This window comes from Aminobacter aganoensis, assembly GCF_014206975.1.
GTDB classification, from domain to species: Bacteria; Pseudomonadota; Alphaproteobacteria; order Rhizobiales; family Rhizobiaceae; genus Aminobacter; species Aminobacter aganoensis.
In genome coordinates, this window is the sequence record NZ_JACHOU010000001.1 from 377,595 (window position 1) to 403,152 (window position 25,558).

A 25,558-nucleotide genomic window follows, 5' to 3' on the forward strand; every position below is an offset into this window, starting at 1 on the left:
TTTAAACTTTTACGTATCGGGGCGAATGCATGTTTTCTTTACCCGATTGTGTCACTACGATACGGGCGGTCCATATTGAGCCTCGGACGCGGTCAAAAATAGGACAAAAAGTCCAGAGATTCCGCGTCTTTAGTACAGGGTAGCGAAGGCATGGCGAAGAAATCCACTCCGACAAAAAACCTCGATCTCGACGTAGCCAAGGAGCTCGAGCAGGCGCTCGATCTCGACCTGAGCGGCGCCGATGACGGCGGCCTCGACATGGCCGCATCGATGGACGATCTCGAAGCTCAGATTTCCCAGGCAGCTGAGGAACTGGCGCGCGAAAGCGGCAACAAGAAGCCCGCAGCGCCCAAGCCGGAACCGGCGCCGATGGCACGCGCCGCGGCCGAGCCGCCGACCCAATTGCGCCCCGTCGAAACCCGCCCGCTGCAGCCCGAAGGCTTCAAGCCGGCCAATGACGATCGCCAGAAAGACTACAAGTCGCTGCTTCACAGCCTCAACCGCCGTGCATCCAGCACCATCTACTGGATGGTCGGCCTTGTCTCGGTCGCCTGGGTCGCAGGCGCCTTGGCCCTCGCCGACCGTGTCGTCAGCCCGAGCATCTGGACCATTCGCTCGATCGACGACATCTTCGCGCGTCCGGGCCTGCTGATGCTGCTGGTCGCCACCGTGGTGCCCATCGCTCTGTTCTGGGCCTTCGCCGCGATGATCCGCCGCGCCCAGGAAATGCGCATTGCAGCGCAGTCGATGACCGAAGTGGCCTTCCGCCTCGCCGAACCCGAAAACATGGCACAGGACCGTGTCATGATGGTCGGCCAGGCCGTGCGCCGCGAAGTCGCCGCCATGGGCGAAGGCATCGAGCGCACGCTGGCCCGCGCCGTCGAGCTCGAGACGCTCGTCCACACCGAGGTCAACCAGATCGAGCGCTCCTATTCGGAAAACTCCGCCCGCATCCGTTCGCTGGTCGACGGCCTCGGCAGCGAGCGCGAGGCCGTTGTATCGCACGCCGAGCGCGTACGCGCCTCGATCGCCGGCGCGCATGAGACGCTGCGCGACGAGCTTGGCTCGGCTAGCGACATCATTCGCGACAGCATCCTCAACGCATCGACCAAGCTGTCGATGACGATCACCAATTCCGGCGACACGCTGATCGACCGCATCAACGAAGGCGGCATGGGCCTGTTCGAAGCGATCGACAACCGCATGGATTCGATCAGCGACCGCCTGTCGACCTCGGGCGAGGCCTTCGCCAGCCTGCTCGACACGCGCATCGCCAAGCTGACCCAGAGCACGGACGAAGTTACCCGCTCGCTGACCGACATGCTCGACGACCGTACCTCGGGCATGGTTTCGCTTCTCGGCGGCGCTGCCAAGACCATCAATTCCGAATTCGAGGCGAGCCTGCACGGCATCGAGCGCACCCTGGCCGAACGTGGCCAGGCGCTCATCGGCGAGTTCCAGACGCGCGCCGAAGCACTCGACACCGGCACCGCCAAGCTCAATGCCGCGCTCGAAGCCCGCGCCCGCCAGATCAACGAGACGCTGGTCGAACGTGCCCGCGAGATTGCAACGACCTTCGTCGAGGGCCGCGATTCGCTGTCGGCGATGATCGACCAGGGCAAGACCCAGATCGGCACCGACCTCGCCGACATCATCACCTCGACCTCGACCATGCTCGAAGCCCGCGCGACCGACTTCGCCGGCCGCATGGAGGCTGCCCGTCACCAGGTGTCTCGCGCCTTCGACGGCGACATCCAGCGCCTTTCCGACGCCCGCGTCGGCATCGAGCAGGCGGTCGAAGATCACACCCGCAAGCTGTCGGACGCCCGCGACCGGATGGCAGCGGCACTCAAGGACGATCTCAGCAAGTTCGCCGAAGGCCGCGCCAGCATCGAAGCCGCCGTTGGCTTCCAGGTCCAGAAGCTCGCCGAAGGCCGCAGCCTGATCACGCGCGCCCTCGACGACGACATGCGCAAGCTGGACCAGTCGCGCCAGGCCATCGACGAAACCCTCACCGGCCAGTTCCGCCAGTTGGCCCAGGGCCGCGAACAACTCGCCCAGGCGCTCGTGGAAGACTCCGAGAGACTCGTCCAAGCCCGTACGAACATTGACGAAATGGTCGCCGGTCATGTCGGCAAGCTGGCCGAGGGCCGCTCGATCCTGACGCGTGCACTCGAAGCCGACCTGACCAAGCTGGCCGACAGCCGCAGCAGCATCGACGGCCTGGTCGCCGGTCAGGTCGAAAAGATCGCCGAAGGCCGCGCCATCCTGGCATCTGCCCTGGAACGCGACCTCGATGGCATCAAGGCGCTCGTCGACGGCCACTCCTCGAAGATCGCCACAGACCGTGCCGGCCTTGCCAAGGCACTCGAAACCGATCTCGACGGCATCAAGGCACTGGTCGACGGCCATGCGTCGAAGATTGCGACCGACCGCGCCGAGCTGTCGCGCAGCCTGGAAGCCGACATCTCGAACATCCACGGCCTGATGGAAGGCCATGCCGACAAGCTCGCGGAAGAGCGCACCCTGCTCTCCAAGACGCTGGAATCCGACCTTGCCAAGCTGGCCGACAGCCGCGCCGGCATCGACGGCCTGGTCGCGGGCCAGGTCGAGAAGCTCGCCGAGGGCCGCGACATCCTCAAGCGTGCGCTCGAAACCGATCTCAACGCCATCCGCAGCACCATCGCTGCACAGTCGGAGAAGCTCGCCGAAGACCGTTCGCTGCTGTCCCGCTCGCTCGAGGCCGATCTCGACAACGTCAAGAGCCTGGTCTCCAACCACGCCGAACGACTCGTCGCCGAACGCGGCGCGTTGTCCAAGGCGCTGGAAGACGATCTTGCCAAGCTGGCGGAAAGCCGCTCCGGCATCGACGGCCTGGTTGCGGGCCAGGTCGAGAAGCTCGCCGAAGGCCGCGACATCCTCAAGCGCGCGCTCGAGTCGGATCTGAACACCATCCGCAGCACCGTCGCCTCGCAGTCGGAGAAGCTGGCCGAGGACCGCGCCATGCTGGCCCGCTCGCTCGAAGCCGACCTCGACAGCGTCAAGGGCCTTGTGTCGAGCCATGCCGAGCGCCTGGTCGCCGAACGCGGCACCCTGTCCAAGGCGCTTGAAGACGACCTCGCCAAACTGGCGGAAGGCCGCTCCGGCATCGACGGCCTCGTTGCCGGCCAGGTCGAAAAGCTGGCCGAAGGCCGCGACATCCTGCGCCGCGCCCTGGAAGCCGACCTCGCCAAGATCGACGGCATGATGCTCGGCCAGGTCGACAAGCTGGCTGCCGGCCGCGACGCGCTGACCAAGGCGCTCGAAGCCGACCTTGCCATGCTGAACGACAGCCGCTCCAGCATCGACAGCATCGTCGCCGGCCAGGTCGACAAGCTGGCCGCTGGCCGCGACGCCCTGACCCGGGCGCTCGAAGCCGACCTCGCCTTGCTGAACGACAGCCGTACCAACATCGACGGCATGGTGGTCGGGCACGTCGGCAAGCTCGCCGAAGGCCGCGACACCTTTGTCCGCGCCCTCGATGCGGATCTCGGCAAGCTGGGCGACGCCCGCCGCGAGATCGACCTTGCTATCGCCGGTCATATCGACCAGATCGCCGCACGCCGCGTCGACATTTCCGACGCGATCGCCAGTGATGTCGAAAAGATCGAGGAAGCCTTCCGCCGCCAGACCGGCGTCATCGAAGAGCGCACCGGAACGATGGAACGCGCGCTGTCGCTCGGCGTCGACAACGTCCGCGGCGTGCTCGAAAAGAGTGCCGTCTTTGTCGCCGGCGCCCTGCGCGACAAGGTCATGGAAGTGACATCCGCCCTGCACGAGCAAGCCGGCCAGGCCTTCAGCGACGCCGACCGTGTCATCGCCGAGCGGGCCGAACAGACGTCGAATGCCCTGCTTGCCCGGGCCGAAGACATCGCCCGTGCGTTCGAGGAGGCCGACGGCCGTCTCGCGGCCAGGGCACACGAGACGTCGAACTCGCTGCTGGCCCGCGCCGAAGAAACCGCCGATACGCTGTCGGCCAAGGCGGGCGAGATCGCCCAGACCTTCGACGCAGCCGACCGCTCGCTGATCGCGCGCGCCATCGAGACCGCGGAATCGCTGTCGGCCCGTGCCGGCGACATCCTGCGCAACTTCGACAACGCCGACGAGCGCCTCGGCCTGCGCATCGGTGAATCTGCCGATGCATTGGCTGCCCGTGCCGCCGAACTCGGCCGTATCTTCGACACTGCCGACGAAAAGCTCGCGGCGCGCATTGCCGAAGGCGCCGACTCGCTCGGCGACCGTGCCGGCGAACTCAGCCGCATCTTCGACGCGGCCGACGAGCGCATTGCCGCCCGCGTCGCCGACAGTTCAGCGACGCTCGGCAGCCGCGCCGGCGAAATCGTCCGCAACTTCGAGGAAGCCGACGAGCGTCTTGCGGCGCGCGCCGCGCAGACGGCCGACACCCTGTCCGGTCGCGCCGCCGACATCGGCCGTGCCTTCGAGGAAGCCGACAGCCGGATTGCGGCTCGCGTCGACCAGACGGCGGAATCGCTGCTTGGCCGTGCCGCCGAAATCAGCCGCGCCTTCGACGAAGCCGACGGCAGGATCGCCGCTCGCGTCGATCTCACCTCGCAATCGCTGCTCGGCCGCGCTTCGGAAATCGGCCAGGCCTTCGACGAAGCCGGCCAGCAATTGGCGGCCCGCGTGACCGAGAGTACCTCGGGCATCGGCGAGCATGCGGCATTGATCGCCAACGCCTTCACCGAGACCGAGCAGCGCGTCGTTGCCCGCGCCCAGCGCACGGCGGCGGATCTTGATGCCCGCGCCCGCGCCATCGAGGAAACGCTGGCCAATGTCGACGAGCGCCTGGCCGCTGGCGCCGAAGGCGTCGCGACCCGCATCGGCGAGCACCTGTCGAGCGCGGAAAACCGCCTCGCCCATGGTGCCGAGTCGATGGGCCAGAAGCTCAACGATCAGGTTGCCCAGGCCGAAGCCCAGCTGGTCGCCCGCGCCAACGTGATTGCCGAGACCTTCACCGCCGTCGGCCAGCACATCGGCCAGAGCACCAATGAGGCCGCGCGCACCATCGGCACCAACACGCGTGAACTCAACGCCATGCTGGCCGAACGCTCGAACGAGATCGCCAAGATCCTCGACGAGACGGCGCGTCCCCTGGTCGACCGCTTCGCCGAAAGCGGCAACGACCTGCACCGCTCGATGGAAGAGGCGACCGCCCGCGCCACCGAAAAGCTGCGCAGCGAAAACGCAATCCTCGCCGACGCGCTTGCCAGCCGCACCGCCGAGACGCTGTCTGCCGTCGAGGGCGCACGCTCGACGCTTGCCGACAGCGTGGCCGATCTCATCGGCCGGATGACAACGTCGAGCTCGCAGCTCGGCGAACTGATCGAACGCGCGGCGCAGAACCTCGCCACCGTCGACGATCGCCTCACCGGCAGCACGACGAACTTCTCGGCCACCACCGAGAAGGCAGCGCAGACCTTCGCCAGCGCCGCGCGCCTGGTCGACTCGAACACCAACCGGCTGACCGACCTGTCGTCGAGCACGCTGCGCGAAGTGGCCTCCATCGCCACCAAGTTCGACGAGCACAGCCGCCTGCTGTCGAGCGCGTCCAACCTGCTGTCCTCGGCGCAGAGCAATCTCGAGCACACACTCGAACGCCAGTCGTCGCTGGAGGACCTGGCCGTCGGTCTCGTCAAGAAATCGGAAGACCTCGAGCGCGTCATGCAGTCGTTCGAGCGCCTGGTCGGCCAGACGCTGGAAAGCGCCGAAGGCAAGACCATGGAATCGGCCGAGAAGATCCGCGCCGCTATCTCCGATGTCGTCGAAACCGCGACAAAGCGCTTCGCTGACGCCACCGAGGACATGCGCCGCACGGCCGGCTCGATCAAGACCGAGCTCGAAAGCACTCGCGCCGAGCTCAAGAAGGGCGTGCTCGACATGCCGGAGGAGGCCAAGGAATCGACCACGGCCATCCGTCGCGCCGTCTCCGAGCAGATCAACGCGCTCAAGGAACTGTCGGCGATCGTCGCCAAGTCGGGCCGCACCGTGGACGTCTCCGACGCCTCGCTGCGCAACACGCAGCCGCCGGCGCAGCAGCCGCGCCGCCCGGCCCCGCAGCCCGAGCAGCGTCGCGAGCCGCCGGCAGCACCGTTGGGCGGTAACGCCGGCCTGCGCGGCACGCTCGACATCGAGCGCCCGGCAGCCCAGCCGCAGCCGCCGGTCCGCGAGCCTGCCAGCCGCGGCCAGCAGGGTGGATGGGTGCGCGACCTGTTGACCGGTGCCTCGCGCGAGGAGCAGCCTGCCCGCCAGGCGGCCCAGCCCGAGCCGCGCGCCGTGCCCGCACAGCGTTCGCCGATGCATGTGGTGGAATCGCTCAACTCGCTGTCGGTCGACATCGCCCGCGCCATCGACCACGAAGCCTCGATCGAGCTTTGGGACCGCTATCGCCGCGGCGAGCGCGACGTCTTCACCCGCCGGCTCTACACGCTGAAGGGCCAGCAGACCTTCGACGAGATCCGCCGCAAGTATCAGTCCGACGGCGAATTCCGCACGGCCGTCGACCGCTACTGCGACGACTTCGAGAAGCTGCTCAAGGATGTCTCGCGCAGCGACCGCGACAGCATCATGACCAAGACCTACCTGACCTCGGATACCGGCAAGGTCTACACCATGCTGGCCCACGCGGCGGGACGCCTGAAGTAAGGCTGTCCGAAAGGACGCATGGCACGAATCAAAAGGGCAGCAGGTACCACCTGCTGCCCTTTTTGCCATCCGGGCCTCACGTCTTGGATGACTGGAACGTGCAAGGGGTCCAATTCCGGCCGACAGGCAGACGAAACAGCAATCGCGCAATCGGACCAACGATCGGGGAGAGAAGGTAGGCGGAAACGCGTCAGCCGGGCCCCCGTTGCCCTGCTGGCCTACCCGACTGCCCGAGTTGTCAGATCAGTCCTTCAGTCCACTGGACGATGTCGGACGCAGCCTGGCCGAAGGCAGCGTCGAGGGCAGCGACGTAGGCGTCGTTGCCGGTGCCGGAAACCGGCGCCGTGGCGTTGAACACGCGCGAGGCGCGAACCTGGCCGTTGCGGTCGTTCAGCAACCTGACGAACAGCTCGACCTCGGCCTGGGCGCTGCCGCCGACCTTGATCTCGAAGCTGCGGACCTCCACGATGACCTGGTAGTCGATCGCCAGCCCCTCGCCCGGCTTGCCTATGCCGACATAGCCGCCCGCGCGCTGGAAGGTCTCGGCAAGCCGCGCCTGCAGGATGCGCGGCAGCCGGTCGGACCACTGCGCGCCCTTGAGGAACTGGATCGAGCCGGGCGACGGCTTGATGACGATGCTCTGGCCATCGAGCGACTTCAGCGCCGAAGGTTCAGCGATCAGGATCTGGCGGCGGCTCGAACCGCTGCGGCCAGTCACCGAAGGCGCAGTCAATTCGTAGGTATCGAGTGGCGGCGGCGTGCTGACGAACAGCGAGGTGCAGCCGGACAGCGTCAGCGCCACTGCAGCAAGCAGCAATGTAGATCTAGCAGACTTCACATGCTGTCCCCGGATACGACTCACTCGCACCTTGCGCGAACCACCCTCAAGCAACTTCATGGTGCGGCAGGCAAACGATGTCAACGACGCACCCGCCCGTCGAATTCACGCACGGTGCCCTCGCCGCCGGTGATGATGCGCTGCGGATTGCGCTCCAGGTCGGAGATCGCTTGCTCAATGCGGGTGATCGAGCGGCGGCTGTCCTGGACGAGCGATTCGACGTCGCGCAGGCCCTGCCCCGAAAAGCGTGCCAATCCGTCGGTGATCGTGCCCAGGCGCGCATTCAGCGTGTCGGCGACCTGCTTGAACGCCTTCAGCGTCTCGCTGGCATCGGACATCACGCCTTCCGCCTCGCCCGAGCCCAGCAGCTTGTCGACCTTGGCCAACACGCCGTCGACGCGGACGGAAGCCTGGTTGAGACGCGACGCCAGTTGCTTGGCGTCGGAGACGATCTGGTCGATGTCGTCGGCGCGGTCACCGAACTTCTCGGTCACCTTGGCGACGTCGGCGGCCGCCTTGTTGGCGTTTTCGCTGGCCTTGCGGATGTTGTCGAGGGACTCCTTGACGCTCGCCGCATCCACACCTTCCAGCACACCGTCGACCTTGGTCAGGGTCTGTTGCGTCTTCTGTGCGAAGTCGTTGATCGAGGCGACGGTGGTGTTGACGCCCTTGACGATGTCGTCGATCTGGTCGCTCTGCGCGCTCAGGTTCTTGGTGAAGGTGTCGACACTGGCGACGATGTTCTTCACCTTGTCGCGGTCGACCGATTTGAGCAGCCCTTCCGCCGCCTCGATGGTGCCGTCGAGCTTGCCCGACACGGTGGACAGCTGCTCCGAAAGCGCGCTCACGCTGGCCAGGAACTTGTCCACGCCGTCGGCATTGCGTGCCAGGGATTCCGAGAATTTCTGGGCATTGCCGACGGTTGCCGTCAGCGGGCCGCGGACATCGTTGGTGAAGCCTTCGAGATTGTTCAGCACCGTGTCGGCGCGCTTGAAAATGTCCTGCGCCGTCTGCAGCAGGTTGGTGACTGCGGACGGATTGGCGACGATCTCGGCAACGGTGCCGTCAGCCTCGGCCTTGTCGAGCAGGTTCGGTTCCTTGATGTTGGCACCCTTGAGCTCGATGTTGGCCTGTCCGGTCAGGCCGGCAAGGCCGATGTCGGCCTGCGTCGACTGCGTGATCGGCGTCAGCCTGTCGATCTCCGCGTCGGCGATCGCCACCTGGGGATTGCTGACGTCGAGATAGACGCGACGGACATCGCCGACCTTGACGCCGTTGAACAGCACGAAGCTGCCCCTGGCCAGCCCCGAGGCCGAGCCCGGAATGCGCACGCGCAGCGTCGCTGTTTCGCCTCTCTCGCCGATCGCCGCCGTCCAATAGACGAAAGCAAACGCGGCCAGGATCGCAAACAGCGTGAAGATACCGACGACGACGTAGTTGGCCCTGGTCTCCATCACATCATTCCATTCTATGCCCTTGCGGCAAGATCAAGTTGCCGCGCGCGTTTTCCGCGGAAATACGACCTCACCCATGGTTCTTCGCTCTTCAGCATGTCGGCGATCGTGCCTTCGACCAGCACCTTCTTCTTGCCGAGCACGGCGACCCGGTCGCAGACCGAAAACAGGCTGTCGAGATCGTGCGTCACCATGTAGACGGTCAGGCCCATCGTATCGCGCATCTTGGCGACCAGTTCGTCGAACTCGGCAGCACCGATCGGATCGAGACCGGAAGTCGGCTCGTCGAGAAAGACGATGTCGGGGTCGAGCGCCAGCGCCCGCGCCAGCGCAGCGCGCTTGATCATGCCGCCGGACAGCTCGGACGGATACTTGCCCGCCGCATCCGGCGGCAGGCCGACCAGCTCGATCTTCAGCATCGCAAGCTCGTTCATCAGCTTCCGCGGCAGGTCGAGATATTCGCGCATCGGCACCTGGACGTTCTCAAGCACCGTCAGCGCCGAAAACAGCGCGCCGTGCTGGAACAAGACGCCAAGCCGCATGTCGATCCTGAGCCGCTCTTCCTCGCTTGCGCTCTCCAGATCGACGCCGAACAGCTTGATCGTGCCTGAGCGCTTGCGGATCAGCCCAAGTATGGTGCGCAGCAGCACCGATTTGCCGGAACCGGAGGCGCCGACGAAACCGAGAATCTCGCCGCGCTTGATGTCCAGATCGAGCTTTTCCAGGATGACCTTTTCTTCGAAGGCAACCGTCAGGTCTCGAACCGACAGCAGCACGTCGCCCTTGCCATTCAGGCTCTGGCCTTCCGATTGAATGGTCTTTGTCCCGCTCGCCATGTCAGAAATTGATCGCTGCGTAAAACATGGCAAACAGGCCATCGAGAATGATGACGACGAAGATGGCCTTGACCACCGACGCGGTGACGTGGCGGCCCAGCGATTCCGCGCTGCCGCCGACCTTGAGGCCTTCGACGGACGCGATGGTGCCGATGATGATGGCCATGAACGGCGCCTTGATCAGCCCGGCAAAGATGGTGCTGAGATCGATCGCAACGCGCAGGCGGTCGATGAAAGCCGCCGGCGGAATGTCGGAGTAGAACCAGGCCGTGGCCATGCCGCCGCCAAGGGCGGCGAAATTGGCCAGGATCGAAAGGCAGGGCAGCGCAATGACCAGCGCCACCAGCCGTGGAAACACCAGCACGCCGATCGGGTTGAGGCCGATGACCGTCAGCGCGTCGACCTCCTCGCGCATCTTCATCGAGCCGATTTCCGCGGTGATCGCGCTGCCCGAGCGGCCGGCGATCATGATCGCCGTCATCAGCACGCCGAGTTCGCGCAGCACCAGCACGCCGATCAGGTCGACGACGAAGATGTCGGCCCCGAAATAGCTGAGCTGGAACGCGCCCTGCTGGGCGACGATGGCGCCGACGATGCCGGACATCAACAAGACCACGGGAATCGCGCCGACGCCCATGCGGTCGATCTGGGCGAAGATGGCCGCCGGGTTGACCGCATGGCCGCGCCCGAGCTTCATCTGGGCGCCACGGATGGTCGCGCCCAGAATGTTCATCGAAGACAGGAAGTCGTCGCGCATCTCATAGACACGCCGGCCCACCGCCTCCAGCATACGGATGACGATGTTCGGCTGGACCACGGCAGCCGAATCGCCCTCGCGCCGCACGGCCTCGCCAACGGCACCAAGCAGGACGTTGGCCGCTTCGCTGCGGCCTTCCATCTTGACCTCGACGCCCCTTTTTTCATTGGCGCAGACCAGCCTGTCGATGACCCAGGCGCCGGCAGTGTCCATCTTCTCGATGCCGGACAGGTCGAGCGCCAGTGCCGCAAAGCCCTTGCGGGCTTCGAGCGTGCGCATTTCAGCATCGACGAGGGCTACGGTGCGGGTGGTCCAGATGCCGGTGAAGACGCAGGCAAGCACGCCCCCACGCTCCGCCACAGCAACCTGCGGTCGGTGATCTCGGCCGTCGGCTGCCCCGCCGCTTGCTTCCCGTTTGCCGATGGTCAACATGGCACCCTACTTAACGTGTCGGCTGCTGCCTGTCGATTTTCGCAACCCCGCCAAGCAGTTGAACGGAGAAGATTTTCATGGTGCGTGTCCTTTCGGTCGAAGATGAGCGCTTTCCCATCGCCGGAACGTTCACGATCTCGCGCGGTTCCAAGACCGAAGCCGAGGTCATCACCTGCACGATCACCGAATCAGGCTTCACCGGACGCGGCGAATGCGTGCCCTACAAACGCTACGGCGAGACCATGGCCAGCGTCCGTGAGGCAATCGAGCAGGCGCGGCATGCAGTCGAATATGGCGCCAATCGGACGGACCTGCTCTCTCTCATGCCTGCAGGCGCGGCCCGCAACGCCGTTGACTGCGCCTTGTGGGACCTCGAGGCAAGGACGACCAACACCGCAGTTGCCTCAAGGCTCGGCCTGACCTCGCCTCGCGCGATCGAGACCGCCTACACGCTGTCCCTGGGCGAACCCGAGGCGATGGCAGCACAGGCGCGCGCCAACGCCATGCGTCCGTTGCTCAAGGTCAAGATCGGCGGCGACAACGATATTGCCCGCATCCGCGCGGTGACCGAAGCGGCACCGCACAGCCGCATCATTCTCGACGCCAACGAAGGCTGGACCGACACCAACATCGCCGAAAACCTGGCTGCAGCCGCGGAGCTGCGGATCGCGCTGATCGAACAGCCGCTGCCGGCGGGGGCCGACCAGATCCTGGGGCGCATTCCGCACCCGGTGCCGATCTGTGCCGACGAAAGCGTCCACAGCGCCGCAGATCTTGACGGGCTCAAGGGCCTCTACGACGCCGTCAACATCAAGCTCGACAAGTCGGGCGGCCTGACGGCGGCGCTCGAACTGCGCGACCGCGCCCGAATGCTCGGCTTCCAGGTGATGGTCGGCTGCATGGTCGGCACCTCGCTCGCCATGGCGCCGGCGGTGCTGCTTGCCCAGGATGCCGATTTCGTCGATCTCGATGGCCCCTTGCTCCTGGCGCGCGACCGCTCGCCGGGGCTCATCTACAACGGCTCAATGGTGTCTCCGCCCCTGTCCGCGCTCTGGGGCTGAGCGCGAAGCCAGCACCACGAGGACGATGGCGCAAGCCGCGACACCGGCCATGAAAAAGAAGCCGTTGACGCCGAAGCGCTCGTAGAGCGGGCCCGAAACCAGCGTCACGATCGCCATCGACATGCCGTTGGTGAAATAGGCGGCGCCTTGTGCGGCGCCGGTGCGCTCTTCGGGGATGGACTCGGCAATCAGCTTCTGCACACCGATCAGCACCAGGGCCGTCGACAGCGCGTGCAGGCTTTGCACCGCGAAGAAGCCCGGCACGCCAAGTCCCAGGGGCCAGATCAGCGGATACGCGATCCAACGGACGATCGCACCGGCGCCAGCCAGGACGAGCACCAGCGCCGTCGACCTGGAACCGAACAGCCGGGTGAAAAACATGAACATGACGATTTCCGCCGCCACCCCCCAGCTCCACAGCAGCCCGACAATGGTTTCGTCGATGCCGAGAGATTTCCAGTAGATCGACACGAAACCGTAAAGGAAACCGTGGCTGCCGATGATCACCCCGGTGCCACCGGCCATCAGCAGGAAGTAGCGGTTGAACAGCTTCGGCGCCTGCTGCATGTCGGCCGCCGACAACGGCGAAGCCTGTCTCGGCCTGCCCAGGCGAGGCGTGATGAACGACATCAGGAAGCAGCCCAGAAGCCCGATCGAGATGATGACGGGCACCGCATCCGCGCCTGTCCATGACAGGATGAACCCTGCGCCCAGGCTGCCGGCGAGAAAGGCGATCGAGCCCCAAATGCGCATCGCCGCATAATCGGAACCGTAGCGGCGAACGCCCGACAGAGCCAGCGAATCGGCGATCGGCGAGTGCGGCGTCCAGACCACGGCAAGCGCCAGCGAGACGGCCAGCACGATGAGATAGGCAGGTTCCAGGAAATAGCCGAGCGAAAGCAACAGCGCCGAGGCGGCAAGGAAGATGAAGACGTTGGCGCGGTCCCTGGCGCGGTCGGCCATCGCCGCGATCAACGGCGTGGTGATGACGCGCAGGAACATCGGTGCCGAAAGGATGATGGCGATCTGTTCGGGATCGAACCCCTTGGCTTCGAGCCAGAGCGGGAAATACGGCAGGTGCACGCCCATCGGCACGAACAATGCGGCGAACAGCAGCGATATGCGCAGCTCGAAGCGCTGCGGCTTGACCTGCTGTTCTGGCGTGAGAGGCGGAAGTTTCATGGCAGGTATGCGGTCCGGGTGCAGACCCGATCCTAGCAAGCCTCACCGATTTGCTGTTCCAATACCATGGCTGTCGGGGCGGCGAAAGCGGCCCGGATCGCCAAGCCGCCCAGGGGTTGGGCCACGCCTGCCGGTCCTGGTCGGCCAAGCCGACTTGCCGCTCGGGTCGCCAGGATGGTCATACACGCCGAGGCGCAACGCCCGCTCGTGCACTGGCAGCGTCTTGTCTGGCTCGCCGACGGGCGCATGGCCCGGCCCTTCCCGCCTGTGGCGGGAAGCATGTCTTGAACGGCACATCCGGGTTGTCCGTTCAGGCCGCCTTGTCGACGCGCTGGTCGACGACCATCGGCACGAAGGGCTCGTTCACCAATTGCCCTGCCAGCACATGCGGCCAGCGCAGGATGACGAAGCTACCGTCGAAATTCTCGGCCACGGCCGTGCAGTTTTCCACCCAATCGCCGGTGTTGATGTACTGGATGCCGTCGAAGCTCTCGATCGCCGGATGATGGATGTGGCCGCAGATGACGCCATCGACCTCGGAACGCCTGGCCTCTTCGGTCAAAACGTCCTGGAAGGCGCCGATGAAGTTCACCGCCTTCTTGACCTTGACCTTGGCCCAGGACGAGAACGACCAGTAGGGCATGCCGAAGGTGCGGCGGAAACGCGCCACGATCCGGTTCGTCGCCATCGCCGCGTCGTAGGCGAAGTCGCCGAGATAGGCGAGCCATCGGGCATTTTGCACCACGGCGTCGAACTGATCGCCATGGATGACCAGGAAGCGCTTGCCGTCGGCCGCTTCGTGGATGGCACGGTCGGCGACGACGATGCCGCCGAAATGCACGCCCTGGAACATGCGGGCGAACTCGTCGTGATTGCCGGCGATGTAGGTGATGGAAGTGCCCTTGCGGGCCTGGCGCAGCAGCTTCTGGACGACGTCATTGTGGGTCTGCGGCCAATGCCAGGAGCGGCGCAAGCGCCAGCCATCGATGATGTCGCCGACGAGATAGATAGCCTCCGCCTCGTGATGGCGCAGGAAATCGATCAGAAAGTCGGCCTTGGCACCCTTCGAGCCCAGATGGACATCGGAGATGAAGAGCGTTCGGAAACTGCGTGTGCTGGTGCCGGACATGGCATTTCACCCGTTGCTGTCGCGGTGGCTATGCCCAGATTCATGCAACAGGCGTATGACGATTGCGGCGGCCGCGCCTTGGACCTAGGGTGGGCCATCACCGACAGGAGACGCACATCATGGATCTCGGCATCCGGGGCAAGAAGGCAATCGTCTGCGCGTCAAGCCGCGGACTGGGCAAGGGTTGCGCCATCGCATTGGCCGAAGCGGGATGCGAACTTTTCCTCAACGGCCGCGATGCGGGCGCGCTCAGCCGCACCGCGACGGAAATCCGCCAGCGCTTCGGCGTGGCCGTCACCGAAATCGCCGGCGACGTCTCCGATCCCCAGGTGCAGAAGGCGCTTCTCGCCGCCTGCCCGTCTCCCGATATCCTGGTCAACAACAATGGCGGCCCGCCCTATCGCGATTTTCGCGAGCTCGACCGGGCAAATATCCTCGAAGGCGTGACCAACAACATGGTCACCCCGATCGAACTGATCAAAGCGGTGATCGACGGCATGGCCGAACGCGGCTTTGGCCGCATCGTCAACATCACGTCGCTGTCGGTCTACACGCCGATTCCGGGCCTCGACCTTTCGTCGGGCGCGCGCGCCGGGCTCACGGCATTCCTGGCCGGCGTGGCGCGCACCGTCGCCAACCGCAACGTCACCATCAACAACATGCTGCCGGGCAAGCTCGACACCGACCGCCTTCGCGGTCCCCACGAGCCGGGCAGCATCGAGGACCCGGCCCAGGGAGCGGCCCGACGTGCCCGGTTGAGCGCCGAAGTGCCCGCGGGCAGGCTTGGAACGCCGGAAGAATTCGGCCAGATTTGCGCCTTCCTGTGCTCGGTTCACGCGGGATACATGACCGGGCAGAACGTTCCCGTCGACGGCGGACTGTATGTCAGTTCGTTCTGACCCTCGGAGAGGCTGACTCAGCATCTCAACATCTGGCGCCAAGCCGCTGGAATGATTTCCGTTCCGGCGCTTGAAAGTGCTTCAATGCCGTTTTGGCATTGACACCTCGAAATATGCGGCCGTCGTGCTAAGAACGGCCTTTGATGCGGATTCTAAAGGAGTTAGAGATGGCCGGGGACAACAAGAAGAAGGAAGCGCTCTCCGATCTCGATCAGGCAGCGCTCTTTTTCCACAAACACCCCGTCCCGGGAAAGCTGGAAATCCAGGCGACCAAGCCACTGGGCAACCAGCGCGACCTGGCACTCGCTTATTCGCCCGGCGTCGCCGCCCCCTGCATCGCCATCAAGGAAGACCCCGAAACCGCCGCCGACTACACCGGCCGCGCCAACCTGGTGGCTGTCATCTCCAACGGCACGGCCGTGCTCGGCCTCGGCAATATCGGCCCGCTGGCGTCCAAGCCGGTGATGGAGGGCAAGGCCGTCCTGTTCAAGAAGTTTGCCGGCATCGACGTCTTCGACATCGAGATCGATGCCCCCGAGATCGACCAGATGGTCAACACCATCTCGGCACTCGAGCCGACCTTCGGCGGCATCAACCTCGAGGACATCAAGGCACCCGAGTGCTTCGACGTCGAGGAGCGCCTGAAGGCGAAGATGCGCATTCCCGTCTTCCACGACGACCAGCATGGCACCGCGATCATCGTCGCAGCGGCGGTGCTCAACGGCCTGGAACTCGCCGGCAAGAAGATCGAGGATGTCAAGATCGTCACCTCGGGTGCGGGTGCCGCAGCGCTTGCCTGCCTCAACCTGCTGGTGTCGCTCGGCGCCCTGGTCGAAAACATCTGGGTCACCGACCGCTTCGGCGTCGCCCACAAGGGCCGTACCGAGGAGATGGACCGCTGGAAGGACCCTTACGTCAAGGACACCAATGCCCGCGTGCTGGCCGATGTCATCGGCGGTGCCGACGTGTTTCTCGGCCTGTCCGCCGCCGGCGTGCTGAAGCCGGAACTGCTCAGCCAGATGGCCGAAAAGCCGCTGATCCTCGCGCTCGCCAATCCCAAGCCCGAGATCATGCCCGAGGAAGCACGGGCCGCTCGGCCGGACGCCATGATCTGCACTGGCCGTTCGGACTTCCCGAACCAGGTCAACAACGTGCTGTGCTTCCCCTACATCTTCCGCGGCGCGCTCGACTGCGGCGCCAGCGCGATCAATGAAGAGATGAAGATGGCTGCGGTGCGCGCGATCGCCGCCCTTGCCCGCGAGGAGCCGTCGGATGTCGCCGCCCGCGCCTATTCGGGCGAGACGCCGACCTTCGGTCCCGACTTCCTGATCCCGTCGCCTTTCGACCCCCGGCTGATCCTGCGCATCGCGCCTGCCGTCGCCCAGGCCGCCTGCGAGACCGGCGTCGCCACCCGCCCGATCACCGACTTCACCGCCTATGTCGAAAAGCTCAGCCGCTTCGTCTTCCGTTCCGGCCTGGTGATGAAGCCGATCTTCTCCAATGCCAAGCAGGCGACGGCCAATCGCGTCATCTACGCCGACGGCGAGGACGAGCGCGTGCTCCGCGCCGCCCAGGTGGTGCTGGAGGAAGGCCTTGCCAAGCCGATCCTGATCGGCCGTCCGCATGTCATCGAGGTCCGCCTCAAGCGCTACGGCCTGCGCATTCGTCCCGGCGTCGACTTCGAGGTCATCAATCCCGAGGACGATCCGCGCTATCGCCACTATGTCGACCACCTGATCGATCTCGGTGGCCGCCAGGGCATCACGCCGGAGGCGGCACGCACCATGGTGCGGACCAACAATACGGTCATTGCATCCATTGCGCTGAAGCGTGGCGACGCCGACGCCATGATCTGCGGGCTGGAAGGCCGTTTCGAGCGCCATCTGCGCAATGTCACGCTGATCGTCGGCGCCCGCGACGGCGTCAAGGATCGTGACCTGTCGGCGCTTTCGATGCTGATCTCGCAGCGCGGCGTCCTGTTTTTCACCGACACCTATGTGACGGTCGACCCGAGCGCCGAAGAGATCGCCGAGATGACGATGCTCGCGGCCGACGAGATCCGACGCTTCGGCATCGAGCCGAAGGCCGCCCTGCTGTCGCATTCGAATTTCGGCTCGCGCGATTCGCAAAGCGCGCAGAAGATGCGGCAGGCAGCCGCGATCCTGAAGCGCATAGCGCCCGAGCTCGCCAGCGACGGCGAGATGCACGGCGATTCCGCACTGTCGGAAGTGTTGCGCCAGCGCGTCTATCCGCACTCGACGCTGAAGGGTGAAGCCAACCTTCTGGTCTTCCCCAATCTCGACGCCGCAAACATCGCGTTGACGACGGTCAAGACCATGATGGACGCGCTGCATGTCGGGCCGATCCTGCTCGGCACGGCCCAGCCGGCCCACATCCTGACGCCATCGGTCACGTCGCGCGGCATCGTCAACATGACGGCGCTCGCGGTGGTCGAGGCCTCGCAGCGGGCTCATACCGCCAGCTGAAGGTTCGCCGTTACCAAACAAACGGCTAACCTCGCTGGTACTAGGTTGAGTCGATCCTGCCAGGGAGCGGCATGTTCGGGCGCGGCACAACGACAAGGACGATGAGGTGGCCGGCGCATGCGCTGGCCGCCGTCCTGTCGGTGTTCGTCGCATCAACCGCCCTGGCCGCCTCGCCACAATGCCTTCAACTCGAGGCGGAACTGGCCGGCTTGCCCGCCCAGCCAAGCGGCAGCTTCGTCCAGCCGGACGAATTCACCGCTGCCGCAAACACCCAGCGCGACCAGATCGACCTGGCCCGTATAAGGGCGGCCGACCTCGGCTGCGGCAGGGCCATTGCGCCCGGCATGGTTGCCGCCTGCGCCGACCTAAATGCCCGGATCGCCAGGATGGAGAACAATCTCGGCCATCTGGAAAGCAGGCCGGCGATGCGCCCCAACCGGAATGCCCGCGCCGAACGGATCCGTATCCTCGACGCACTCGAACGGGCTGGTTGCTACGATCAGCCTGAGGAAGAGGACGACGAGTCCGTCAGCGCTGAGCCAGCCGAGAACCAGGCCGGGGTCACGATCATTCGCGGCGGCAGTTCCGAAACCCTCGATGCCGACGAGCGCTACCCGCAGCGCATCGTGATCGGCCGCGACCAGCAACAGGGAACGGGCGAATACCGCACGCTCTGCGTGCGGACCTGCGACGGCTATTTCTTTCCGATGTCGAATGCTGCCGACGTCTCGGATTTCCAGCGCGACGAGAAGAACTGCGAAGCGAGTTGCCCAGGCACCGACATCGAGCTGTTCTATCACCTCAATGGCGGCCAGCCGCAGGAAAGCATGGTTTCCGCCCGCTCCGGCCAACCCTACGGCAACCTGCCGACCGCCTACCGATACAAGCGGGTGGATTTGCCCCGCGTGCCGGCCTGCGGCTGCAACATCGGCCAGAACAGCAACTTTTCAATTGTCGGCGGCGAAGGACGTGCCGTGCCCAAGGCGGCCAGACCGGCCCAGAAGGACGAGGCGCCGATGCCGGTCGCTCCCAAGGCAGCACCCGACCCAGACCGAAAGGTCAGGGCCGTCGGGCCAGCGTTCCTTCCCGACCCACGAGCGGCAACAGATCTGCGAGCTCCGGGCCCGACTCCAGCCCGGTAAGGGCGAGCCGCAGCGGCATGAACAGCGCCTTGCCCTTGCGGCCGGTCGCCTTTTTTACCTTGGCCGTCCAGTCCTTCCAGACATTGCCGTCCCATGGCTCGTCGGGCAGAAGATCGAAGGCCTGGCCGAGGAACTCGCGATCCTCGTCGGCGATCTCGGCCGCCGGCTGCGGCCCCTCGCGCAGGATCTTCCACCACGAAACCGCGTCCGCAAGCCGGTCGAGATTGCCGCGCACGGCCATCCAGAACGCCTCCGCATGCGGGCCACTGACGCCGAGCACCATCAGGCGGTCACGCACTTCGTCGAAGGACGTGTGGTGCAGGAGCGAGCGATTGAGCACGATGAGCTCGTCGGGATCGAATTTCGACGCCGACTTCGAGGTCGCCGCCGGATCGAATTTCTCGGCCAGTTCGGCAAGGCTCGGCACCGCCCTGACATTCTCCGACGTCCCGACAAGCACGGCGAGCGAAGCGACCGACAACGGCTCGATGCCGCTGTCGCGCAGGCTTTCGATCGACAGCGCACCGGTGCGCTTGGAAAGCCCCTCGCCCGACGCCGTGGTCAGCAGGTTGTGGTGGCCGAATGCCGGCGGTTCGGCACCGAGCGCGCGGAAGATCGCAATCTGGACGCCGGTGTTGGTGACGTGATCGTCGCCGCGGATGACGTGGGTGATCCCCATCTCGATATCGTCGACCACCGACGGCAGCGTGTAGAGATAGGTTCCGTCCTCGCGCACAAGAACCGGATCGGACAGGGAGGCCAGATCGACGGTCTCCTCCCCACGCACGACATCGTTCCAGTGGATTTCGGTGCGCTCGGTCTCGAACGGGTCCGACGTGAAATTGGGCAGCAGGAAGCGCCAGTGCGGCTTGCGCCCGTCATGTTCGTAGGACGCGCGTTCGGCATCGGTGAGCTTCAGCGCCTCGCGCCCGTAGACCGGCGGCAGGCCGCGGGTACGGCGCACCTTGCGGCGCAAGTCGAGCTCTTCCGTCGTTTCGTAGCAGGGATAGAGCACACCGGCCGCCTTGAGCCTGTCGACGGCCGCGTCATAGCTGGCAAAGCGGCGCGACTGGTATTCGGTCTGGTCGGGGAAGATGCCGAGCCAGTGCAGGTCGTAGAGGATCGAATCGGCGAATTCCTGGCGCGAGCGCTCGACATCGGTGTCGTCGAAGCGCTGGACGAAACGCCCCTTGTGCTTGAGCGCAAACAGCCAGTTGAACAGGGCCGTGCGCGCATTGCCGATGTGGATGCGTCCGGTGGGTGAAGGTGCGAAGCGAACTGTAACTGTCATGATCGGGGCGTAGCGGAAGGCTTTTGCGTTGACAAGACGGCGCCCCCGCACCTCCTTTCCAGAAATAATGCAAGCTTGCTTCAAATGGAAGCCGACCAATAGGACTACTTCCGCCTATGAGACGAAGTAAGGGCCGCGATCACTCGCGGCCCTTTCAAGATCAGACCAGACCTTTCGTAAGCTCCAGTGCCTGGCGCTCGAACAGCCGGCGGTAAATACCGCCGTCGAGGCGGACCAGTGCCTCGTGCCGGCCCTCTTCGACGATCTCGCCCCGATCGAAGACGAGCAGCCGGTCGAGCGCCCGCACCGTCGACAGCCGGTGCGCGATGACCAGTGTCGTGCGTCCGACCATCAACCGCTCCATGGCCTCCTGGATCAGCACCTCCGATTCCGAATCGAGGCTGGAAGTCGCCTCGTCGAGGATCAGGATCGGCGCATCGGCCAGGAATGCCCGCGCGATGGCCACGCGCTGGCGTTCGCCGCCCGACAGCTTGACGCCGCGTTCACCGACAAGCGTGCCGTAGCCCTTGGGCAGGCGCTGGATGAAATCATGCGCGCTGGCGAGTTTCGCCGCGTGTTCGATCTCGGCCTGCGTCGCGCCCGGGCGGGCATAGGCGATGTTCTCGGCAAGCGACCGGTGGAACAGGATCGGCTCCTGCTGGACGATCGCCACCTGCGAACGCAGCGACGACTGCGTCGTCCTGGCGATATCCTGCCCATCGATGGTGATCCGGCCGCCGCCGACGTCGTACAGCCGCTGGATTAGCTTGACGAATGTCGTCTTGCCCGAACCCGAGTGACCGACAAGGCCGACACGCTCGCCCGGCCTGATCGACACGGAGAAATCCCGGTAGAGCGGCAACGCGTGAGTGCCATAGTGGAAGGTCACATTGTCGAACTCGATGCCGCCATCGCGGATCTGGATCGGCTTGGCGCCCGGCCGGTCGGCGACGCCGAGCGGCTGGCCCTGGATGTCGACCAGTTCCTCCATGTCGTTGACCGAGCGCTGCAGGTTGCGGATGTGCATGCCAACATCGCGCAGATAGCCCTGCAGCAGGAAGAACGACGTCAGCACGAAGGCGATATCGCCCGCGCTCGCCTGTCCGCCCGCCCAGAGCGTCAACGCAAAGCCGATGATCGCGGCGCGCAGCAGAACCAGGGTGACGTTCTGCGACGTGCCGTTGATCGTCCCGCGCATCCAGGTTCTCGCCGTGCGGTGGCGCCACTTGGCGATCACCTTGGCAAGCCGGCCTTCCTCACGCTCTTCGGCGCCGAACGCCTTGACCACGGAGTTGCAGCTGACGGCATCGGCGAGCGAACCACCCAGCCGCGTGTCCCAGCGGTTGGCAAGGCTTGCCGCCGGCGCGACGAAGCCGAGCGACATCACCACCGTCTGCGCGATGAAGATGAGCGAGCCCGCTGCAATGATCAGGCCCATCATCGGCCAGTGCCAGCCCAGCAGGAGTGTCGAGCCCACCAGCATCACGATCGACGGCAACAGCGCCACCAGCAGCGTGTCGTTGAGCAGGTCGAGCGCCCACATGCCGCGCGTCACCTTGCGCACCGTCGAACCGGCGAAGCTGTTGGCATGCCAGTCGGTCGAAAAGCGCTGGACGCGATGGAACGCGTCTTGGGCAATGTCGGACATCATCTTGAGCGTCAGCTCGATGATGCCGGCAAACGCGATGTGACGGAACACCAGCGAACCGGTCGCCAGCGCCAGCAGCGTGAAGAACGCCGCCAGGGCAGCGTTCCACGCCACCTCATCGGTCGCAGCGCCACTGGCGACGGCGTCGATCAGCCGACCCGAGTAGAGCGGCGTCATCACGTCGGCCATGGTCGAGACGAGAACGGCCGCCGAAATGACGACGAGCCGCACCGGCTGGTGCTTCCAGTGCCTGAAAGTGAATCCCAGAACGCTGCGGAAGGCGCCGCCGCGCAGGTCGATACGAAAACGAGCCATGATGTCATCGAGGCGTCGAAACCGACGCCATCCTCAGAGAAAAAAGATGTTCAAGGGCGCGACGAATAATTCTTATGGAATCAGGAAGTCGCGGTACGGCGGCGTCGGGAACAAAAGACACCGAAGGCGGTTCGCGAGGTCAATGGCCTCGGTTCGAACCTCGGGAGGACATGTCATATTCTGGCATTCAGACCTCCCTGTTAGTGGCCGCGAAGGAGTTGCTTATAACCGAGCAACTTTGCTTCGCCAAGTCCCGGTCTGGACCGAAGCCAATTGTGCCAGAACAAGCATGCCGACGAGTACCGCTTGCGCAATAGATAAGTGTATGCTTATCTGAAATCCATGAACGAATCTGACGTATTCCGCGCCCTTTCCGACCCGACGCGACGTGCCGTGTTCGACAGGCTGCTGTCCGGCGGGAAGAACGCGACCGAACTGCGCGAAGGCCTCGAAATCTCGCAGCCCGCCGTCTCGCAGCATATCGCGGTGCTGCGCGGCGCCGGGCTGATCAGTGAAGAACGGGCCGGCCGGCACACCAACTACAGCGTCAACCCCGACGGGCTGAAGCCGCTGTTCGACTGGCTGGCCCGCTATCGTGCCTTCTGGCCGGACCGCGTCGAGCGACTGAAGACCTTGCTCAAGGAGATGGACCAATGACGGACATGGCCGAAACCGACGACCGGAGCGAGGCGATCGTCGTCGAATGCGAACTTGAGGCAGACCCGGAGAAGGTCTGGCGTGCGCTGACCGTGCCTGAACTGATCTCGGCCTGGCTCGACGTGCCCGCAGCGGACGAGGTGTCCGCAGATACGAGCGGACCTGCCTACCGGATCGTCGAGGCCCTGCCCTTTTCACGTGTTCGCTATGCCTGGAACGACGCCTCGGCGAGCGAGCCGGAGAGTTTCGTGACCTTCGACCTCGAAGCGCAGCCGGGCGGCGGCACATGGTTCCGCCTGACCCACAGCGCCGAAAGCGGCCGACGGATCGGTGGCGCGGCCAACTCGAACAGCCCGCCGATCATGGCGCGCGCCGCCTAACCCAAACCACTCCCAACGATGGAAGGAACTCGCGCATGCGCGACACGATGCAACTCGTCCCCATGGTCGTCGAACAGTCGCCCCGCGGCGAACGCTCCTTCGACATCTTCTCGCGGCTGCTGCGCGAGCGGATCGTCTTCCTCAACGGCGAGGTCGACGACAATTCGGCGTCGCTGATCTGCGCGCAGCTGCTGTTCCTCGAGTCGGAAAACCCCAATCGCGAAATCTCGTTCTACATCAACTCGCCCGGCGGCGTGGTGACCAGCGGCTTCGCCATCTACGACACCATGCAGTTCATCCGCTGCCCTGTCTCGACCCTGTGCATGGGCACGGCGGGCTCGATGGGCTCGTTCCTGCTGATGGCCGGCGAGCCTGGCCGGCGCATTGCCCTGCCCAATGCCAGCGTGATCCTGCACCAGCCCTCCGGCGGCTTCCGCGGCCAGGCTTCCGACATCGAGCGCCATGCCGAGGACATCCTCAAGCTCAAGCGCCGCATGACGCGCCTCTATGCCGAGCACTGTGGACGAACCGAAGAGGAGGTTTCACGCGTTCTCGACCGCGACTTCTTCTTCACGGCGGAGGAAGCCAGGAACTGGGGCATCGTCGACCACGTCTACGACCGGCGCGAAACCGTCGAAGGCATTTCCGGAAAGTGACCGGCCTCGCTCAGGCTGCGACAGGCGCAGCCTCGACATGGCTCCGCGCTCGTACCCGGCGCGACGCCAGCAGCAGGATGAATGAAACGGCAAAGCAGTAGAAGCCCATTGCCAAAATCTGGCCGGGATAACTCACGCCGCCATCGATCAGGAACCCGGTCAGGCCCGGTCCGATTGCAGAGGCGAGTACCCCGGCGGCCACGATCAGTGCCCTGATCGAGCCAAGGTGCTTCAAGCCGTAGACTTCGGGCCAGACGGCGCCGAACAGCATCGTCGACAAACCGTTCGAGACGCCGAGCAGCGCCATGAAGCCGAAGGCACTCCACTGCGCGTCGACGAGGCCCAGCAACAGGCAGGCGAGCCCCAGCGGCAGCAACACGAAAGGCAGCAGCGACAAGCCGGAAAAGCGGTCGATGAGTTGGCCGACCACCAGCGTGAAGGCGGCATTGACCAGCGCGGTCACCAGGTAGGACGAGGCGAAGACCTCGAGCGACCAGCCTCGCAACTCCACCAGATAGACCTGGTGGAAAAACAGGGTCGTCACGATCAGGCCCGGCGCCATCACGCCTAGCAGCAAGACATAGAAGATCGGATCGCGGACGACCTCGGCCCGCGTCCAGTCGCGCGCATCGACCCGGCGAGCCGCAGGGTCCGACGGGCGCGGCTTCCGGTCCCTGGCCACCAGAACGGCAATTGCCGGCACCGCGACAAACGCCAGCACGGCTGCCGACAGCAGCCAGCTGTTGCGCCAGCCGACCGCGGCGGAGATCAGCACGAATGCCATCGGCAGGATGCCGTCGCCGGCATTGTGGCCGAGGATGACGGTCGAAAGCGCGCGCCCCCTTTGCGCCGAAAACCAGCGCGCGGTCGCTGTGTAGGCGGCATGCACCATCATGCCCTGGCCGAACAGGCGCAGCAGATAGATCGTCACGAATAACAGCGCGAGGTGCTGCGACAGCGCCATCGAGGCGCTTGCCAGCGCCAGCATCGGCACGATGAACAGCGCCACGTTGCGCACGCTGCGGCGGTCGACGATCTGGCCGAGATACGGCAGGCTCAAGGCGCTGGCCAGTGTCGCAAACATGTAGATCGTGCCGAACTCGCCATGCGACAGACCATAGTCGCGGCGGATGTCGCCGGCCGACAAAGCGACGAACGATGTCATGCCGAAGGTCGAGAAGAAGGTGAGCAGGAACCCGCCGGCAAGCCAGCGCGGATTGTCTCGGACGAAGGCGATGTAAGACACCGGCCCGGTCTATGCGTGAGCGGCTGGCTGCCGCGCCAGGCGCATGTACATGCCGTCGTTCGAAACCTCGAAGCCAAACTTGTTGTAGAGGCCATGCGCGTCGCTGGTGCGCAGGCTCCAGCCGGTCACGCTGGCAAGGTCCGGATGGTCGAGCAGCGCCTGCACGAGGCCCGTGCCGATTCCGAGGCCACGATGTTCGGGCCAGACGATCACATCGCAGACATAGGCGAAGCAGGCATTGTCGGTGACCACCCTGGCGAAACCGACCTGCCGCCGGTCGAGATAGGCGCCCACGCAGAGTGAGTTGTCGAAGGCGCGCCGGTTGATCTCGTCGCTTCGCTCCGCGCCCCAATAGCTCGCCTTGATGACTTCCGACGTCTTGCCGAAATCGATGCGCGACAGGTCAAAGCTGATCTCGACCACAGCCATGGGTCATTCCTTCCGGCG

Annotated in this window: 18 protein-coding genes; 8 read left to right on the plus strand and 10 right to left on the minus strand. The window is 65.1% G+C overall.

Going from position 1 to position 25,558, the window contains the following annotated elements; genetic code table 11:
* The first annotated feature begins 150 nt into the window (after window positions 1-150).
* Window positions 151-6,702, plus strand: coding sequence for a kinesin (locus tag GGR00_RS01830; RefSeq protein ID WP_184697454.1), 6,552 nt, complete (start codon window positions 151-153; stop codon window positions 6,700-6,702).
* Window positions 6,703-6,940: 238 nt separating this feature from the next.
* Here GGR00_RS01830 and GGR00_RS01835 read toward each other — a convergent pair whose 3' ends face one another.
* The 4 genes from GGR00_RS01835 to GGR00_RS01850 all read right to left on the minus strand — a co-directional run bounded on the left by GGR00_RS01835 (window position 6,941) and on the right by GGR00_RS01850 (window position 11,019).
* On the minus strand, window positions 6,941-7,540 hold the full coding sequence (locus GGR00_RS01835) for an ABC-type transport auxiliary lipoprotein family protein (protein ID WP_244487849.1): 600 nt from the start codon (window positions 7,538-7,540) through the stop codon (window positions 6,941-6,943).
* 80 nt (window positions 7,541-7,620) lie between these two features.
* Window positions 7,621-8,994: an MlaD family protein gene (locus GGR00_RS01840; RefSeq protein WP_055977199.1), complete on the minus strand. Its 1,374-nt coding sequence runs from the start codon at window positions 8,992-8,994 to the stop codon at window positions 7,621-7,623.
* 14 nt (window positions 8,995-9,008) lie between these two features.
* The gene (locus GGR00_RS01845) at window positions 9,009-9,830 is read right to left on the minus strand and encodes an ABC transporter ATP-binding protein (RefSeq protein WP_184697457.1); all 822 of its coding nucleotides are present in this window, start codon (window positions 9,828-9,830) and stop codon (window positions 9,009-9,011) included.
* A gap of 1 nt (window position 9,831) precedes the next feature.
* Window positions 9,832-11,019 carry an MlaE family ABC transporter permease gene (locus GGR00_RS01850; RefSeq protein ID WP_055977205.1) on the minus strand — a complete coding sequence of 396 codons (1,188 nt, stop codon included), beginning with the start codon at window positions 11,017-11,019 and terminating at the stop codon, window positions 9,832-9,834.
* Window positions 11,020-11,096: 77 nt separating this feature from the next.
* Between GGR00_RS01850 and dgcA the strand changes: the two genes are divergently transcribed.
* A complete protein-coding gene (dgcA, locus tag GGR00_RS01855; protein WP_184697460.1) occupies window positions 11,097-12,080 on the plus strand; it encodes an N-acetyl-D-Glu racemase DgcA in 984 nt (327 codons plus the stop codon).
* Here the strand turns inward: dgcA and GGR00_RS01860 are convergent.
* Entirely contained in the window at window positions 12,042-13,262 is a 1,221-nt protein-coding gene (locus tag GGR00_RS01860) for an MFS transporter (RefSeq protein WP_184697463.1), read from the minus strand. The genes dgcA and GGR00_RS01860 overlap by 39 nt on opposite strands.
* A 310-nt stretch (window positions 13,263-13,572) precedes the next feature.
* Entirely contained in the window at window positions 13,573-14,391 is an 819-nt protein-coding gene (locus tag GGR00_RS01865; protein ID WP_184697466.1) for a UDP-2,3-diacylglucosamine diphosphatase, read from the minus strand.
* Window positions 14,392-14,510: 119 nt separating this feature from the next.
* Here GGR00_RS01865 and GGR00_RS01870 point away from each other — a divergent pair, with 119 nt between their 5' ends.
* The 3 genes from GGR00_RS01870 to GGR00_RS01880 all read left to right on the plus strand — a co-directional run bounded on the left by GGR00_RS01870 (window position 14,511) and on the right by GGR00_RS01880 (window position 18,918).
* Entirely contained in the window at window positions 14,511-15,290 is a 780-nt protein-coding gene (locus tag GGR00_RS01870) for an SDR family oxidoreductase (RefSeq protein WP_184697469.1), read from the plus strand.
* A 167-nt stretch (window positions 15,291-15,457) separates the two neighbouring features.
* Window positions 15,458-17,776, plus strand: a complete 2,319-nt coding sequence (locus GGR00_RS01875) for an NADP-dependent malic enzyme (RefSeq protein WP_184697473.1) — start codon at window positions 15,458-15,460, stop codon at window positions 17,774-17,776.
* A 101-nt stretch (window positions 17,777-17,877) separates the two neighbouring features.
* Window positions 17,878-18,918, plus strand: a complete 1,041-nt coding sequence (locus GGR00_RS01880) for a DUF2865 domain-containing protein (protein WP_184697476.1) — start codon at window positions 17,878-17,880, stop codon at window positions 18,916-18,918.
* Here the strand turns inward: GGR00_RS01880 and gltX are convergent.
* Complete coding sequence (gltX, locus tag GGR00_RS01885; RefSeq protein ID WP_184697479.1) at window positions 18,836-20,209, minus strand: glutamate--tRNA ligase; 1,374 nt, start codon at window positions 20,207-20,209, stop codon at window positions 18,836-18,838. The two genes, GGR00_RS01880 and gltX, sit on opposite strands and share 83 nt — an antisense overlap.
* A 160-nt stretch (window positions 20,210-20,369) precedes the next feature.
* A complete protein-coding gene (locus GGR00_RS01890) occupies window positions 20,370-22,172 on the minus strand; it encodes an ABC transporter ATP-binding protein (RefSeq protein WP_055977231.1) in 1,803 nt (600 codons plus the stop codon).
* 342 nt (window positions 22,173-22,514) lie between these two features.
* Here GGR00_RS01890 and GGR00_RS01895 point away from each other — a divergent pair, with 342 nt between their 5' ends.
* From GGR00_RS01895 to GGR00_RS01905, 3 genes are read left to right on the plus strand one after another with little or no spacing between them, the layout of a single operon-like run.
* Window positions 22,515-22,829 (plus strand): ArsR/SmtB family transcription factor, encoded by a 315-nt coding sequence (locus GGR00_RS01895; RefSeq protein WP_055977237.1) that lies wholly within the window; start codon window positions 22,515-22,517, stop codon window positions 22,827-22,829.
* Window positions 22,826-23,209 carry an SRPBCC family protein gene (locus GGR00_RS01900; protein ID WP_055977242.1) on the plus strand — a complete coding sequence of 128 codons (384 nt, stop codon included), beginning with the start codon at window positions 22,826-22,828 and terminating at the stop codon, window positions 23,207-23,209. Before GGR00_RS01895 ends, GGR00_RS01900 begins: the two co-directional genes overlap by 4 nt.
* Before the next feature lie 35 nt (window positions 23,210-23,244).
* Window positions 23,245-23,865: an ATP-dependent Clp protease proteolytic subunit gene (locus tag GGR00_RS01905; RefSeq protein ID WP_055977245.1), complete on the plus strand. Its 621-nt coding sequence runs from the start codon at window positions 23,245-23,247 to the stop codon at window positions 23,863-23,865.
* 10 nt (window positions 23,866-23,875) lie between these two features.
* On the opposite strand, the gene GGR00_RS01910 is transcribed toward GGR00_RS01905, so the two are convergent.
* Together GGR00_RS01910 and GGR00_RS01915 are read right to left on the minus strand one after the other, a co-directional pair.
* Window positions 23,876-25,111, minus strand: coding sequence for an MFS transporter (locus GGR00_RS01910; protein ID WP_055977248.1), 1,236 nt, complete (start codon window positions 25,109-25,111; stop codon window positions 23,876-23,878).
* Between the two features lie 9 nt (window positions 25,112-25,120).
* The gene (locus GGR00_RS01915) at window positions 25,121-25,540 is read right to left on the minus strand and encodes a GNAT family N-acetyltransferase (protein WP_055977251.1); all 420 of its coding nucleotides are present in this window, start codon (window positions 25,538-25,540) and stop codon (window positions 25,121-25,123) included.
* Between the last annotated feature and the right edge of the window lie 18 nt (window positions 25,541-25,558).

What these genes read in the sequence shown, in the direction of transcription:
- GGR00_RS01905 (WP_055977245.1), top strand. Translation starts at nt 23,245, where the DNA reads ATGCGCGACACGATGCAACTCGTCCCCATGGTCGTCGAACAGTCGCCC.
- GGR00_RS01880 (WP_184697476.1), top strand. Translation starts at nt 17,878, where the DNA reads ATGAGGTGGCCGGCGCATGCGCTGGCCGCCGTCCTGTCGGTGTTCGTC.
- GGR00_RS01875 (WP_184697473.1), top strand. Translation starts at nt 15,458, where the DNA reads ATGGCCGGGGACAACAAGAAGAAGGAAGCGCTCTCCGATCTCGATCAG.
- GGR00_RS01895 (WP_055977237.1), top strand. Translation starts at nt 22,515, where the DNA reads ATGAACGAATCTGACGTATTCCGCGCCCTTTCCGACCCGACGCGACGT.
- dgcA (WP_184697460.1), top strand. Translation starts at nt 11,097, where the DNA reads ATGGTGCGTGTCCTTTCGGTCGAAGATGAGCGCTTTCCCATCGCCGGA.
- GGR00_RS01840 (WP_055977199.1), bottom strand. Translation starts at nt 8,994, where the DNA reads ATGGAGACCAGGGCCAACTACGTCGTCGTCGGTATCTTCACGCTGTTT.
- gltX (WP_184697479.1), bottom strand. Translation starts at nt 20,209, where the DNA reads ATGACAGTTACAGTTCGCTTCGCACCTTCACCCACCGGACGCATCCAC.
- GGR00_RS01850 (WP_055977205.1), bottom strand. Translation starts at nt 11,019, where the DNA reads ATGTTGACCATCGGCAAACGGGAAGCAAGCGGCGGGGCAGCCGACGGC.
- GGR00_RS01900 (WP_055977242.1), top strand. Translation starts at nt 22,826, where the DNA reads ATGACGGACATGGCCGAAACCGACGACCGGAGCGAGGCGATCGTCGTC.
- GGR00_RS01870 (WP_184697469.1), top strand. Translation starts at nt 14,511, where the DNA reads ATGGATCTCGGCATCCGGGGCAAGAAGGCAATCGTCTGCGCGTCAAGC.
- GGR00_RS01830 (WP_184697454.1), top strand. Translation starts at nt 151, where the DNA reads ATGGCGAAGAAATCCACTCCGACAAAAAACCTCGATCTCGACGTAGCC.
- GGR00_RS01860 (WP_184697463.1), bottom strand. Translation starts at nt 13,262, where the DNA reads ATGAAACTTCCGCCTCTCACGCCAGAACAGCAGGTCAAGCCGCAGCGC.
- GGR00_RS01845 (WP_184697457.1), bottom strand. Translation starts at nt 9,830, where the DNA reads ATGGCGAGCGGGACAAAGACCATTCAATCGGAAGGCCAGAGCCTGAAT.
- GGR00_RS01890 (WP_055977231.1), bottom strand. Translation starts at nt 22,172, where the DNA reads ATGGCTCGTTTTCGTATCGACCTGCGCGGCGGCGCCTTCCGCAGCGTT.
- GGR00_RS01865 (WP_184697466.1), bottom strand. Translation starts at nt 14,391, where the DNA reads ATGTCCGGCACCAGCACACGCAGTTTCCGAACGCTCTTCATCTCCGAT.
- GGR00_RS01915 (WP_055977251.1), bottom strand. Translation starts at nt 25,540, where the DNA reads ATGGCTGTGGTCGAGATCAGCTTTGACCTGTCGCGCATCGATTTCGGC.